Consider the following 13,557-nt stretch of genomic DNA (forward strand, 5'->3'; position numbering starts at 1 on the left):
TGACATTTCTGCTCTGTTGGAGCGCAAGCATGGAGTGCCGATCAATGACGAGTATTCAGGATAAGATCATCAAACCGAAGCTGGGGCTGCTGGAACTTGCCAAGCAGCTCGGCAGCGTCTCGCAGGCCTGCACGGTGATGGGGTACAGCCGGGACAGCTTCTACCGCTTCAAGGAACTCTATGAACAGGGCGGCGAGCAGGCGCTGATGGATCTCAGCCGCCGCAAGCCGGTCCTGAAGAACCGGGGGCCGGAGCATGTCGAGCAGGCAGTGATCGAGCTGGCCATCGAAAACCCGGCGCTGGGGCAGAAGCGCGCCTCGTGGGAGCTTCAGCAGCAGGGCATCATGGTGTCGTCTTCCGGCGTCCGCTCGATCTGGCTGCGGAACGATCTGGAAACCATGAAGAAGCGGCTGAAGGCCTTGGAGGCCCTTGCCGCCCAGGACGGCATCCTGCTCACCGAGAGGCGATCCCAAGCGCTTGGGTGCACGTTTCGGCATGACGTCCGTGTTGCACACTTGGGGATCGGCGATGACGCATCATCCCCACATTCACATGATCGTACCCGGTGGCAGTCTTTCACCGGACGGCTCCAGATGGGGCGCCTGCAAGCCGGGGTTCTTTTTACACGTCCGTGTCCTGTCGCGGCTGTTTCGCCGTCTGTTCATCGAAGGGTTGATGGCTCTGCACTGCACCGCACCGGGCAGCTTGCTTTCTTCGGCGACCTGAAGGGACTGGCGGATGCAGAGGCCTTTGTCAGATACCTCGCACCGCAGCGCAAAACCGAACGGGTGGTCTATGCCAAACCGCCCTTCGGCGGACCCGGGCAGGTGCTGGCCTATCTCAGCCGCTACACCCACCGTGGCGCCATCTCCAACAGCCGCCTCATCAGCGCGGATGCCCAGGCGGTGGCCTTTCGCTGGAAAGACTACCGCGTCAAATCAGGTGACCGCCAAAAGGTCATGCGCCTGAGCACAGACGAGTTCATCTGCCGGTTCCTGATCCACGTCCTGCCCCCTTTCGGCAGATTTGGCTCTGCCAAATCGCCTGCCGGGCAATGGATGGCTTCCACCGCATCCGTCACTACGGCCTGCAGGCCAGTTCCGCCCGCAAAGCCAATATCGCAAAAATACGGCAGCTACTTGAAGTGGAACAGACGCCGGAACCCAAGGAAAGCACCGAGATCATCCCGCTCACACTGCGCGAGCCGTGCCCTGACTGCGGTGGCCCCATGCGCATCATCGAGATCTTCCGGCGCGGCCAGAAACCAACCACCCGCGCACCGCCAAGGAACCAGGCCGCATGATGGAACGCAAATCAAATTGCTCAATAGCAGCCTGAGCCGGTGAGGCGGTTTTGGACAGTGCCGCCCTGCACCGGATCATGCCGCAGCTCAAACATCCAGCAACGCGCACCGGGGAAATGGCGATGCCCGGATGCCTGACAGCGCTGAACAAGGCTCTTGGCACAAAGGAAAGAACCGCTTCCAATCGGTCAGCACTTCCCGGAAAATAACATCGGCGAAACGCTTTCCCCATAGACACCGGCCAGCTCCCGCGGCCTCCTCCTTGTCAGGGTTTCCCAACGCGGGCCACAGTCAGTACACGTCGATACCCCGCGCCATGGCACGCATCGAAAAACCTTAAAAGGACCGGCCTTTTTCCAAGTGGGGCCCAGTAGCCGCTTTGCCGTTAGTTTCAGCCACTTGGGGTTTCCATCTTCCACGCCGCCAGAAGTTTCGGCAGCGCTTCGTTCCAGTCCAGCACTCCGGTGGCGTCTGCCCAGGTTTGGTACTGGCGGATCAGGTCGTTCTCAAGGGCGGGGGTAAGGCCCGCAAGGTTGGTCAGTTCGGTGCGGTCGGCCTCGATGTCGTAAAGCTCCCAAGGGCAATCATGCAGTCGAACCAGCTTGAACTGCCCCAGCCGGATCGCGGCGTTGCCTTCGTGCTCAAAGAAGATCGGTTGCTCGCGCTGCCAGTCCTTGCCTTGAAAATGGCTCATCAGCGATTCCCCCTGCAGCGGCTGGATTTCATGGCCGCCCATCTCGGTCTGATAGGCGGCGCCGGCGGCTTCCAGGATGGTCGGCAGGATATCGACCACATGACAGGGAGCATGAGCAGTTTTGCGCGGTTTAAATCCCTCTGGCCAGTGGGCAACCAGCGGAGTCGAGATGCCGCCCTCATGCACATAATGCTTGTACAGGCGGAAGGGCGCATTGGAGACATTGGCCCAGGGCTTGTCATAGCTCTGGAAGGTCTGGGCATCGCCCGGGCGCAGGTCGGTCACATTGCCCATGGTTATCTGCCTGCCGTCGTGCGTTTTGTCCGGGTAGAACTTCGCCCAGCCGTCCTCGGCCATGAACTCAGCGCAGCCGCCGTTGTCGCTCAGGAAGAGGATCAGCGTGTTGTCGAACTGCCCCAGCCGTTTCAGGGCCGAAATCAGTGTGCCAATCGACTGATCCATGCGGTCCACCATCGCCGCATAGGTGGCCATCTTGCTGGCTTCCCAATCCCGGTTCTTTTCCTGTTCCCAGCCATGCACGGTGCTGTCACGCGGGGAGATGTCCCAGCTCCGCTGGAAAATGCCCTGGCCGTTCATCGTTTCATGGCGTGCGGTGCGGATACGGTCCCAGCCTTTGGCATAGACGCCGTCGTATTTCGCAATGTCCTCAGGGTGGGCATGCAGCGGCCAGTGCGGCGCGGTATGGGCAAGGTAGAGGAAGAATGGCTTTTGGTCCGCCACCGCGCCTTCGATCATGCCGATGGCCTTATGGGTGATGGCGTCGGTGAAGTAGAAATCATCCGGGAAGGTTTCGACCCGGCTGTCGTCCTCCAGCATGTAATGCGGCGAAAAGAAATGCGTCGCCCCGTCCATGATTCCGTAAAAGCGGTCAAAGCCGCGCTGGCGCGGTGTCGGATGCTCAACATCGCCGATCCGCCAGTGGTCTACGCTGCGGGGTTCGAAGTCGCCAGCCACATGCCATTTGCCGGACATCAGTGTGGCATAGCCGCTGGCGCGCAGATGCTCGGCAATGGTGGCGCTGTCGTTGCGCAGGAATCCCTGATAGGCAGGCGTGCCCAGATTGGCGCCCATATGTCCGACGCCGGCGTTATGCGGGTAGAGCCCGGTCAGCAGCGACGCCCGCGTCGGGCAGCAGCGGGCACAGTTGTACATCGCAGACAGCATCACGCCGCCCCGCGCGAGGGAGTCGATGTTGGGGGTCTGGATTTCCGACCCGGTGCAGCCGAGATCGGCAAACCCCATGTCGTCCGCGAGGATCAGGATAACATTGGGGCGACTGATTTCTGCCTGAGGGTTGTTGTTAGTCATACCGGTACATTCACTAAGACTCAGGCTGCGGGAATGGTCGCAAGCGGGCCGCCCTCAACGGTGACCCGATGCATCAGGCGGCGGAAGCCGTGATAGTCATTGATCGCCTTGTGCCAGGTGGCGCGGTTATCCCACATGGTAATGTCACCGGCCCGCCAGCGCACGCGGCATTGAAACTCCGGTTGCTGGCAGTGGGCATAAAGCATGGCCAGAAGCGCCGAGGATTCTTCCGGGTTCAGCCCTTCAATGCGGGTGGTGAAGACCGGGTTCACAAAGAGGCCGCGCCGTCCGCTCAGCGGATGGGTGATGACCACCGGATGACGGACATCCTGGGTGGCGGCCTTTGCATTGCCCAGACGGCCCGATTTCACCGCCTCGCTGTCCATCGCGGCGGCGCCGAACACATGCCGCGAGGAATGCAAGGCCGTCAGACCATCAAGAAACCTGCGCATCGGCTCTGAAAGCGCCTCATAGGCGGCGCCCATGGAGACAAACAGCGTGTCGCCGCCATAGGGCGGCATCTCGATGGCGTGAAGAATAGAGCCCATCGCCGGTTCCTGATCATAGGAATGATCGGTATGCCACCCCTCACCAACGGCCTCTGTCTGGTCCTTCTCTTTCAGGACCGTGGCGATTTCCGGGTGGCCCTCAACCGGCTTGAAGAACCGGTTGACATTCACAGGTCCAAAACGGCGGGCAAAAGCCAGGTGATCCCCCGGTCCGGCGGTCTGCCCCCGCAGCACGATCACCGAATACTCCGCAAAGGCGTCCCGGATGGCGCTGAAATCCTCGCTGCGGCGGATATCCGCCCCCAGGATTTCCGCACCTAGCCCGCCGGTCATTGGCAAAATGTCCATGATATCCTCCGCTGTTACCTGCAGGCAGCATAGGGCCTGCCCAAAAGCTGGAAAAACTGATTTAATCTGTTTCAAAGAGAGATTTTCCCAATGGTTCGCTTCACCCTTCGCCAACTCACCTACCTGACGGAAACCGCACGGCAGGGCGGTATTGCCCAGGCGGCGCGGCAGCTGAATGTCTCTGCCGCAGCCGTCGCCTCGGCTCTGGATAAGCTGGAGGCCGCCACCGGCCTGACCCTGTTTGACCGGTTTCCGGCACAAGGCATGCGGCTGACCCGCGCTGGCGAGACGTTCGCCACCCAGGCCGAGGCGCTGCTGGTACAGGCCTCGGCGCTGGACCGACGGGCCGCGGATCTTGCGTCAGGCCGCGCTGGCAGGATCCACATCGGCACCCATCACGCACTGGCGCAGCAGATCGTGCTGCCTGCGGTGCTTGCTTTCCGCGAAAACCATCCGGGCGTTCGTATCGAGGTGAAGGAAGCGGACTATCCGGCATTGGTGGCCGCGCTGGACGCTGGCGAGGTGGATGCGCTGGTGGTCTTTGACCAGGGGTTCGATCCCGGTCGGCATGAGGTTGAAGTGCTATTGGAGCTGCCGCCCTTGGTTCTGTTGTCAGGCTCACACCCCTTGGCAGCGAAAGCCCGGATCAGCCTGTCCGACCTGACCGGTCTGCCCTATATCTCCGTCTCGCCTGCTGGCCCCGGGCCAAGCTACCTGCAACTGCTGCAGGCCGCGGGCGTTCACCCCGAGGTTCCGTTCCAGTCCCAATCGCGCGAGCTGGTGCAGGCTTACGTGGGCAAGGGGTTCGGTTTCACGCTTGCAGGCTTCCCGCCCAAACAGGACTGCACAACTGAAGGCGACCCCATCGTTGCGCGGCCGCTCAAGGAAAGCATTGGTCATTACAGGGTGGTGATAGCCCGCTCACGCCAAGCAGTGCAAACAGCGCTGATTGACCGGTTTCTAGAGGTCTGCAGGTCGCCGATCTCTGTCTCAGACCTTGCAGGTATCCAAAGCTCTGCAAACCTTTGATGCTGCCGTTCGTCTTTTCTGCAGCATCAGTCAGAATGAGCTCAGTGCCGTCGAATGCCAACGCAGCAGGCGCCGCGGTAGGGACAGGCCGGAACCGGCCATCAGCGAAATGGGCTAAACCCTTGAACTTCAGCGGGCTCTTTGTAAGCGTTGCCCCCGCCCCACGCGGGATCAGCTTGACGGCTGGAAATTCCAGGGGAGGAGCTCGTCGAGCTGGCTGGCAGGGTGACCTGCAGCGATGGCTTCGAGGGTGGCCTGGAGGCAGGCGAAGGGCTCGGCGCCGTTGATCTTTGCTGTGGCGATGAGCGAAGCGATGCGGCCCCAGGCGCGGCCGCCTTCATCATGGCCGGCGAATAGCGCGTTCTTTCTTGTCAGGGCGATCGGGCGGATCAGGTTCTCGCACCGCTGCCCGGCAGGCGATTGCGAAGCAATCTGCCGAGAGGGGCATTGGAGCCGGTCCCGGCGCGGCCGTCGTGAAGGAAGGTCTGCAGCCCGCCCCACTGGCGGTGGATATAGGCCAGCTTCTCACCGAGACGCGACTTTGAGGAGATCCGGCGGCGCTGGTTTTGCAGCCATTCTCCGAACCCGGCGACCAGCGGCGCAGTGCGGGCCTGCCGGGCCGACAGCCGCTGGCCGGGACCCATGCCGCGGATCTCAGCCTCGATGCGGTAAAGCTCCGCAATCCGGCGCAGCCCCTCGGCGGCGATCGTCATGCCGGAGGCGTGCTTCCAGCACGGTGCCGTCGCGGTCGAAGACCTCCTTCAGCTTCCTGCGGGCATGCGCCCAGCAATACGCGACGGTGACCGGCGCGCCGCCTTTCCGCGAGGGGCGCGTCAGCCGGTTGCAGCCGGTATAGCCATCTGTCACCCGGCAGGCGCATCCGCAGGATGCTGCCGGGAGGGCAGCTGCAGGATGCCATCAAAGCCCTGCAGGATCTGTTCCGCGTTCTGCCCGGCGCGGCCGGGAGCATAGGTGAACACCACGCCGGGCGGGTCATCGCCGCCCCATCCCCTGTCGTCCCGGGCCAGGGCCCAGAGATCCCCGGTCTTTGTCCGGCCGCGGCCCGGGTCCAGGACCGGCGCCGTGGTCTCGTCTATTACCCGGCAGGCGCATGCGACGCATGCTGCCGAGAGGGCATGAACAGCTTGCCCGAGCCCTTCAGGTGCTCGGCCAGCCGGTCGACTACGGGACCGAGGTGGAAGGCGGCTGTCCCCACCCAATCGGCGAGCGTGCTGCGGTGCAGGTCGGTCCCGGAGCGGGCCAGGATCTGGCTCTGGCGGTATAACGGCAGATGATCCGAGAATTTGCTGACCAGAACATGCGCGATGGCGTCCTCGGTCGGCAAACCGCCCTCGATCAGGTGCGCGGGGGCCGGTGCCTGGGTGACGCCCTCGGCGCAGGCGCGGCAGGCATACTTGGGCCGGGCAGTGACCCCTCTCGTGCATGTAAACATGCACTGCCGGGCAGTGAATGACGCGGAGCTGCGCGGGAATAATATCCAGCCGCTCGGTGCGGTCGTCACGCCAAAGGCGTGCCTGCGGCACGACGCCGATCCGGTGCATCTCGCCGCACCCGCATGGGCAGTCCAGGCTGTCCGGCTCGATCACCCTCTCGATCCGCGGCAGGTCCTTGGGCAGATTGCCCCGGTTGCGGCGGGCTGGCTTGCGCGGCGCCGGACCGGTGGATGTCTGCGTGTTTTGCTGGATCTCAACCTCGGCCACTGCGGTCTCGAGATCCTCGAAGGCCAGCTGCCGGCCGCCATTGTCGCTCGAACCAATGGCGCATCAATGGCTTGCTCCTCGCTCAGCCTCTCCGGCCGTTTGCCACGCACGGCCTGGTTCAGCTCGGCAACGAGGTGCTCCAGGCGTTTGTTCGCCTCCCTGAGCGCATCCCGCTCGCGCAGCACCGCCAGGACAGCGTCACGCTGGTCTGCGGGAAGGGCAGAAAGGTCGATGGGCGGGGTGCTGGACATGGCCGGACCATACCCTGATCCACCCCTCTGGACGCAGGCTTTCGGCTGCCCGAGTCACTCTGCCACAGCCGGGCGCCGCGCCTCCAGCGGCCGCACCCGCCACGCCATTCACAGTCGCGCCCGGTTCGAGCGTATCCGCCACTGCCTGGGCCTTGGCTTCATCCGGCCACCGCCGGTGACCCGACGCGTAGATCTCCACGCCCAACGATTTGAGAAACGAATTTGCAGCGCACATTGTGAAACGAACTCCCCACTGTGAGATGTGCAAGATCTCGCAGCACGGGATAGGCGCTACAACGTGGGGCCGGGACAGCACTTACGGGTCATTGAATTCCCTAAGTTTACTTCTCCCGAGTTAAGCTAAAGACGAAATGTTAGATGGACAAAAAAACCCTGAAAAACCACCCGGCAAAAAAACGGTCGTTTTTATCACTGACCACCCCTACACCAGAGTCATGGAAAAATATCGTGCCACAAACCTTTGGCAAAACTCAGCTTGATTTTGTCACGTTTTTGGCCGTCTGTTGAAGGCCGGACCTTCGTTCACTGATCCTCCGTTTTCCTAAACATAACGGCGGGCCACTTCAGTGGGGGAGGATCACCGCGGCTTCAGGGCACAGGCCTCACAGTCTGGTTTGCGGGCCCGGTAGCGCAGGGTGCCGTCCTTATTGTCGCCCGATCTGGGTGTCGTGAACGCGCGCCGGTATTGCTTGAGCTCCTTGCCGCCAGGGCAGATGCAGGCGTCGTTCCCGGCATCCTAGGTGAAGCCGGCCCGTTCAAAGGTGCCGTCCTTGCGCCCGGACTTGTCCCCTCTCGGGACATTGCTGCGCAATGCCCTGCCGGGCAGTGGATCACCGGGATATGCGGGGCGATCCTGCGCTGCCGGTCCAGCCAATCGAGCATTTCGCCCGTGCCGTAAGCGGTATCGGCGATCAGGCGTTCAGGTTTCAGGTCGAAGGCATCGCTCACCCGATCCACCATTGTCCGCACGGCACCGGCCCCGGCTTGCCGGATCGAGCGGGTCGCCTCGACATCGAGGATCACGCCATTGCCGGTGTCGATCAGGTCGTTCGTGGAATAGGCAAAATAGGCGGGTCCACCCCGTGCGCCGGTCCATTGCGAGGCCGGATCGGAATGCGAGGTGAACTTCGGCTTTACCGGGCTGGCCGCGCCGAAGGCCGCATCGCCGAGCGTCGCCAGATCCTCCCTGACAGCGCGCGGCGCGTTCTCGGGGTTGATCTTCTCGGGGGCCCAGTCCGCTTGCGGCGACGAGTTCTGCCGGTTGGCATCGGCCTGGATCAGGCTGGCGTCCGCCGCAAAGCGCTGACCACTCGCCAATCCTTCCTTGATGCAGCGCGCGGCCACCGTCTCGAACAGATGCCGCAAGAGATCGCTATCGCGGAACCGGCCGTGCCGGTTCTTTGAGAAGGTCGAATGGCCGGGCACTGGGCCGGTCAGATCGAGGCGGCAGATCCAGCGATAGGCGAGGTTGAGATGCACCTCCTCGCAGAGCCGCCGCTCCGAGCGGATGCCCATCGTGTAACCGGCCAGGAGCATCCGGATCATCAGTTCCGGATCAACCGGCGGCCTGCCGGCCGAACTGTAGAAAGGAGCCAGGTGCCGCCGGATGCCAGACAGGTCGACGAACCGATCTATCGCCCGAAGCATGTGATCCTGCGGGACATGATCCTCGATCGGGAACTCATAGAACAGCGCGCCCTGCGCTTCCTGCCGTGGCCCCATCATTGCCACGCACCTCCGCTTGCCTCGCGGAAAGTGAATCAGCACTCAACACCCAAAACAACCCGGGTTTTTCAACAGAACAGGCTGGCTGCGGTCATCCAGACCAAGAGAGCGGATGGCAACAACGCCCGCTCCTCGTTGGCAGATCCTGGCTGCAGCGAAAGGACGGTTTGAATTCCGCGCCTCAGAGTGACTTTGAATGGCCGGTCTCGCGACAACGGGTGCAACGCAGCGATTAGCTTGCCGCACCTGCAAGCGAATGCTGCATCAGCAAACGCCTGGAAGGGCAATGGCAGCAAAGTCCCGTTAGCCACCAGCTACAACAAGGCTTTGCTTAGGTAGCTTCCAGCGCAAAGCGGCTGTAGAGATTCAGTGCGGGATGCCCCTTAGCCCATCGACGTCATCGAACTGCGTTTGCGGGCGCGGGCGGCGTCAGCTCTGGTGCTCCACCAGGCGATGCTGCCCCACAGCAGCACATAGAAAACACCGGTGCCAAGCACCAGCTCGCCCGGAAACGGGCCGATGTCAGCGCGGTCCACCGCTTGCTGCAGGGACAGGACAGCGGTTGGATGCACCACCAGTTTGCCCGCATAGGCCAGTGACTGGATCAGCAGGATCCAAAAGTAGTTGCGCCGGATCCGCCGTCCGATCGCAGTCATGACACTTACATGGTATTGGGGCCGCAGATAATCCGCGGCCAGAACGTCCTGCCAATGATCTTCCAGATGCAGGTCGCCCTCCTTCAGCATCGAGGTATAAAAATGCGTCTCCATCCAGCGGGCGCGGGCGCGGAAGACGTTGAAATAGCGGTAGCGGCGGGCCTCCAGCATCAGAAAGAAGATAATCAGCACCCCCACCAGGATCAGCGGCAGGGGCGAGGCTTCGGGCGAGGAAAAGGAAATCGACAGTGCCACGCCCAGCGTGACGACCGCCCAGTTTGTGGTGGTGTCCAGCCGGGTGCGCCAGACGGTGCTGCGGTAAATCTCGCCCCGGTACAAATGCGCCAGGGCGCCGACTTCGGCCGCCGTCAGCGGTGCACGGTCACTGGTGACCGCCTGTTCGCGCGTTTCGATGTTCATAAGACCGAGCGTAGATTTTTTCCCGGAGCCGGGCAATTAATTTGCGCCTTTTTGATCCGTGTCAAACTTTGCCGGCGGCAAACCGGGTAAAACCACAGGTGAAAGAGATTGCTGCTTGGCTTAACAGCCCTCCTGGGCAGCATGATATCCCGTAAGGCCGACGTGCAGGCTGAACGGGGTCATGCGCCGGTTTTCCGATCTGTTCGCGCGTTTCCTGGAAAACCGGCGCTTTTTCTTTCTTCCCCAAGGTCAGGGTCTCAGGTCAGATGTTCTGCGGATGAATGCAGCGGGTTTTTGGCGGCTTTGCTGCCAGCCAGCGCATCAGCCGGGTGAACCTGCCTGCAGGGCGGGACAGGGGTTCAGGCGCAGGCAGGTCCCGCAGCCTTACACAGTCCTGCCGCGTGGCGGTCATCATCGAGCGGGCATAGATATCAATCAGCATTTCAGTGCCTCCTATCCTGGCGTCTGTTTCTGATACTTGCGTGAATGCGCGATTCCTGCGAGTTAATTGGAATAGCATTATGTAAGGCTGGATTACATATGGATTGGCTGAACATGCCGCCATTGGCGGCGCTCAGGGCTTTTACTGCCTTTGCTGAGACCGGGAATGTGGTGCGGGCAGGGGCAGCTTTGAATGTCAGCCACGCTGCCATCAGCCAGCAGCTGCGCGCACTGGAGGCGTATTTGGGCGCGGCATTGCTGGACCGCAGCGGCAGGGCGCTGGCACTGACGCCGGACGGGGAGCATCTGGCCCGCGCGCTGCATCTGGGGTTTGGCGCGATCGAGGCGGCGGTGCAGGAGATTTCTGCCGCTGGGGCTGCCCGGCCGCTGCATGTGACCTGCACGCCGATGTTTGCCGCGCATTGGCTGATGCCGCGGCTGGCCGGGTTTCAGGCAGAGCATCCGGAGATTGATCTGGTGCTGGACCCGCGGGGCGAGATTGTCGAGCTGAAGCCGGGCGGTGTGGATATTGCCATCCGCTATGGCGACGGCAGCTGGCCGGGTCTGGAGGCCGGGATGCTGCTGCAATCGCCGATGGTGGTCATTGCGGCCGGCAGTCTTCTGGGCGGGCGGCAGGTGGCATCCCCGGAGGATTTGCTGGATCTGCCCTGGCTCGAAGAGCTGGGCACCTCGGAGGCCTCGCGCTGGCTGGAATCACGCGGTGTCACCGAGGCTTTGCGCGGGGCGCGCACCCGGCTGCCCGGCAATCTGCTGATGCAGGCGGTGCGGGCGGGCCAGGGGGTGGCCGTCAGTGTGCGGGAGTTTGTTGCCGAGGATCTGGACAGCGGGCGGTTGCTGGAACTGTTCACCGAAGGCGCAGACCGGGGCTATCACATCGTGACCCGCCCCGGCGTGCTGCGCCGGGAGGCGCGCAAGCTGACCAGCTGGCTGCGGCGGCAGCAGAAGGAGGAGTGAAGCCGCTGGCGTTCTGACGGAGATCATCTTTGCAATGCCGCAATCGCTGCGCTGCGGCAACTTGCCCCTGGCGGCGCCGGGCGGGCAGGCATAGGTGGCGTTTTGCCTTCACAGTACGCGGAGAAGGTGCCTGAAAACATGATTGTGCGATGCGCTTTTTGATCCACGTCAATGTTCTGGCATTATGCATCTGTGACAACGGCGCGAGACAGCCACAAGACGGAGAGTGTCCGTGAGCGATTCCAAACCAGCCCCGAGCCTGTACGCCGCCCAGGAGCCGATTTATCCGCGGCGCGTGTCCGGCCCGTTCCGGAACCTGAAATGGTACATCATGGCGGTGACGCTGGGGATCTACTATCTGACGCCGTGGATCCGCTGGGACCGCGGGCCAAGCTTGCCGGATCAGGCCGTGCTTTTGGATCTGGCGGGCCGCCGGTTCTATTTCTTCTGGATCGAGATCTGGCCGCATGAGTTTTACTTCGTCGCCGGATTGCTGATCATGGCGGGGCTGGGGCTGTTCCTGTTCACCTCGGCGCTGGGCCGGGTCTGGTGCGGTTACACCTGCCCGCAGACGGTGTGGACCGATCTGTTCATTCTGGTGGAGCGCTGGATCGAGGGCGACCGCAACGCCCGTTTGCGCCTGCACCGGCAGAAGAAGATGGATTTCCGCAAGGCGCGGCTGCGGCTGACCAAATGGGTGTCCTGGTTGCTGATCGGTCTCGCCACTGGCGGTGCCTGGGTGTTCTATTTCGCCGATGCGCCGACGCTGGCCTATGATCTGGTGACGCTGAATGCGCACCCCGTTGCCTATTCCACCATGCTGGTGCTGACCGGCACCACCTTTCTGTTCGGCGGTTTCGCACGCGAGCAGATCTGCATCTACGCCTGCCCCTGGCCGCGCATCCAGGCCGCGATGATGGATGAGGACACGCTGACCGTCGGCTACCGCGAGTGGCGGGGCGAGCCGCGCGGCAAGCCGCGCAAGACCGACGAGGCGGGCACCGTGCATGGCGATTGCATTGACTGCATGGCCTGCGTCAATGTCTGTCCGATGGGGATCGACATCCGCGACGGCCAGCAGATGGAATGCATCACCTGCGCCCTGTGCATCGACGCCTGCGACGACGTGATGGCCAAGATCGGCAAGCCGCGCGGGCTGATCGACTATATGGCGCTGTCGGATGAGGCAGAGGAGCGCGCAGGCAAACCGCCCAAGAACATCTGGAAGCACATCCTGCGGCCGCGCACCATCATGTACACCAGCCTTTGGTCGCTGGTCGGTGCGGGGCTGCTGTTTGCCCTGTTCATCCGCTCCGACATCGAATTGACCGTCGCACCTGAACGCAACCCGACCTTTGTGACGCTGTCCGATGGTGCGATCCGCAATACCTATGACGTGCGCCTGCGCAACAAGCATGGCGAGGACCGGGTGTTCAAACTGTCGATCAAGGGCGATCCGGCTATGCGGCTGCAGCTGGAGGGTACGATGTATCACTCGGTCAACGTGCCGGTCGATACCGCACTGCTGCAGCGGGTCTATATTGTGGCACCCAAGGGCTCCGCCCCGTCGCAGGCAGGGTCAACCCCGGTTCGCATCTGGGTGGAGGATCTGATAAACGGGGAACGCGCCCACAAGGACACCAGCTTTAACGGCACGGGGGACTGAGCCATGGCGAAAAGCGAACGCGAATTTACCGGCAAACACGCCCTGATGCTGTTCTGCGGTGCCTTTGCGGTGATCATCGGGGTGAACATTGCCCTGGCGGTCAATGCAGTGAAGACCTTTCCAGGGCTGGAGGTGAAGAATTCCTATGTTGCCAGCCAGGAATTCGATCTGCGCCGTTCTGCGCAGGAGGCGCTGGGCTGGTCGGTCTATGCGTCTTCGCAGGGGGATCAGGTCAAGCTGGAGATCACCGATGCCGGCGGCGCCCCGGTGGAGGTCGCCAAGCTGAGCGCAACGCTGGGCCGGGCGACCCATGTGCAGGACGACCAGCGCCCGGCGTTCACCTTTGACGGCCAGGCCTATGTGGCGCCGGCCAAGCTGGGGCCGGGCAACTGGAATATCCGCATGGTGGCGCGGGCCAAGGATGGCACCGAGTTCACCCAGCGCGTGATCCTGCATGTGAAAGGCTGAT

General features: G+C 62.6%; 10 protein-coding genes and 5 pseudogenes. 7 read left to right on the forward strand and 8 right to left on the reverse strand.

The features are described 5' to 3' along the window. Window positions 1–44: 44 nt before the first annotated feature. Together K3724_RS03000 and K3724_RS03005 are read left to right on the forward strand one after the other, a co-directional pair. Window positions 45–479, forward strand: a pseudogene (locus K3724_RS03000) (helix-turn-helix domain-containing protein); the annotation flags it as partial. Next, window positions 466–1,303: pseudogene (locus K3724_RS03005) on the forward strand (transposase); the annotation flags it as partial. The pseudogenes K3724_RS03000 and K3724_RS03005, both read left to right, overlap by 14 nt. Window positions 1,304–1,694: 391 nt before the next feature. On the opposite strand, the gene K3724_RS03010 reads toward K3724_RS03005, so the two are convergent. Beyond that, window positions 1,695–3,326, reverse strand: a complete 1,632-nt coding sequence (locus K3724_RS03010) for an arylsulfatase (protein WP_259989946.1) — start codon at window positions 3,324–3,326, stop codon at window positions 1,695–1,697. Window positions 3,327–3,346: 20 nt separating this feature from the next. Beyond that, window positions 3,347–4,183: a TauD/TfdA family dioxygenase gene (locus K3724_RS03015; protein WP_259989948.1), complete on the reverse strand. Its 837-nt coding sequence runs from the start codon at window positions 4,181–4,183 to the stop codon at window positions 3,347–3,349. 90 nt (window positions 4,184–4,273) lie between these two features. Here K3724_RS03015 and K3724_RS03020 point away from each other — a divergent pair, with 90 nt between their 5' ends. After that, window positions 4,274–5,212, forward strand: coding sequence for a LysR family transcriptional regulator (locus tag K3724_RS03020; RefSeq protein ID WP_259989949.1), 939 nt, complete (start codon window positions 4,274–4,276; stop codon window positions 5,210–5,212). Between the two features lie 171 nt (window positions 5,213–5,383). Here the strand turns inward: K3724_RS03020 and K3724_RS23920 are convergent, their stop codons facing one another. The 3 genes and pseudogenes from K3724_RS23920 to K3724_RS23925 all read right to left on the reverse strand — a co-directional run. Further along, window positions 5,384–5,713: a transposase domain-containing protein gene (locus tag K3724_RS23920; RefSeq protein ID WP_409201400.1), complete on the reverse strand. Its 330-nt coding sequence runs from the start codon at window positions 5,711–5,713 to the stop codon at window positions 5,384–5,386. Further along, a pseudogene (gene tnpC / locus K3724_RS03025) lies at window positions 5,602–6,867 on the reverse strand (IS66 family transposase); the annotation flags it as partial. The pseudogene tnpC and the gene K3724_RS23920, both read right to left, overlap by 112 nt. 15 nt (window positions 6,868–6,882) lie before the next feature. Then, a pseudogene (locus K3724_RS23925) lies at window positions 6,883–6,933 on the reverse strand (hypothetical protein); the annotation flags it as partial. Window positions 6,934–7,562: 629 nt separating this feature from the next. Between K3724_RS23925 and K3724_RS03030 the strand changes: the two are divergent. Further along, entirely contained in the window at window positions 7,563–7,712 is a 150-nt protein-coding gene (locus K3724_RS03030; protein WP_259989951.1) for a hypothetical protein, read from the forward strand. A 73-nt stretch (window positions 7,713–7,785) separates the two neighbouring features. Here K3724_RS03030 and K3724_RS03035 read toward each other — a convergent pair. The 3 genes and pseudogenes from K3724_RS03035 to K3724_RS03045 form a co-directional block, all read right to left on the reverse strand. Then, window positions 7,786–8,930, reverse strand: a pseudogene (locus K3724_RS03035) (IS1182 family transposase); the annotation flags it as partial. Window positions 8,931–9,313: 383 nt separating this feature from the next. Further along, complete coding sequence (locus tag K3724_RS03040) at window positions 9,314–10,006, reverse strand: DUF2270 domain-containing protein (RefSeq protein ID WP_259989953.1); 693 nt, start codon at window positions 10,004–10,006, stop codon at window positions 9,314–9,316. A gap of 262 nt (window positions 10,007–10,268) precedes the next feature. Further along, entirely contained in the window at window positions 10,269–10,448 is a 180-nt protein-coding gene (locus K3724_RS03045; RefSeq protein ID WP_259989955.1) for a hypothetical protein, read from the reverse strand. A gap of 98 nt (window positions 10,449–10,546) precedes the next feature. Here K3724_RS03045 and K3724_RS03050 point away from each other — a divergent pair, with 98 nt between their 5' ends. The 3 genes from K3724_RS03050 (at window position 10,547) to K3724_RS03060 (ending at window position 13,556) form a co-directional block, all read left to right on the forward strand. Further along, on the forward strand, window positions 10,547–11,422 hold the full coding sequence (locus tag K3724_RS03050) for a LysR family transcriptional regulator (RefSeq protein ID WP_259989957.1): 876 nt from the start codon (window positions 10,547–10,549) through the stop codon (window positions 11,420–11,422). A gap of 232 nt (window positions 11,423–11,654) precedes the next feature. After that, complete coding sequence (gene ccoG / locus K3724_RS03055) at window positions 11,655–13,088, forward strand: cytochrome c oxidase accessory protein CcoG (protein WP_259989959.1); 1,434 nt, start codon at window positions 11,655–11,657, stop codon at window positions 13,086–13,088. 3 nt (window positions 13,089–13,091) lie between these two features. After that, complete coding sequence (locus K3724_RS03060) at window positions 13,092–13,556, forward strand: FixH family protein (RefSeq protein WP_259989961.1); 465 nt, start codon at window positions 13,092–13,094, stop codon at window positions 13,554–13,556. Window position 13,557: the final 1 nt, after the last annotated feature.

It is taken from the genome of Leisingera sp. M658 (assembly GCF_025144145.1).
Taxonomy (GTDB): Bacteria; Pseudomonadota; Alphaproteobacteria; order Rhodobacterales; family Rhodobacteraceae; genus Leisingera.

Bases quoted from the DNA above. Each gene is read 5' to 3' on its own strand.
- K3724_RS03010 (WP_259989946.1), bottom strand. From the start codon at position 3,326: ATGACTAACAACAACCCTCAGGCAGAAATCAGTCGCCCCAATGTTATC.
- K3724_RS03020 (WP_259989949.1), top strand. From the start codon at position 4,274: ATGGTTCGCTTCACCCTTCGCCAACTCACCTACCTGACGGAAACCGCA.
- K3724_RS03015 (WP_259989948.1), bottom strand. From the start codon at position 4,183: ATGGACATTTTGCCAATGACCGGCGGGCTAGGTGCGGAAATCCTGGGG.
- K3724_RS03050 (WP_259989957.1), top strand. From the start codon at position 10,547: ATGGATTGGCTGAACATGCCGCCATTGGCGGCGCTCAGGGCTTTTACT.
- K3724_RS03060 (WP_259989961.1), top strand. From the start codon at position 13,092: ATGGCGAAAAGCGAACGCGAATTTACCGGCAAACACGCCCTGATGCTG.
- K3724_RS03030 (WP_259989951.1), top strand. From the start codon at position 7,563: ATGGACAAAAAAACCCTGAAAAACCACCCGGCAAAAAAACGGTCGTTT.
- K3724_RS03045 (WP_259989955.1), bottom strand. From the start codon at position 10,448: ATGCTGATTGATATCTATGCCCGCTCGATGATGACCGCCACGCGGCAG.
- K3724_RS03040 (WP_259989953.1), bottom strand. From the start codon at position 10,006: ATGAACATCGAAACGCGCGAACAGGCGGTCACCAGTGACCGTGCACCG.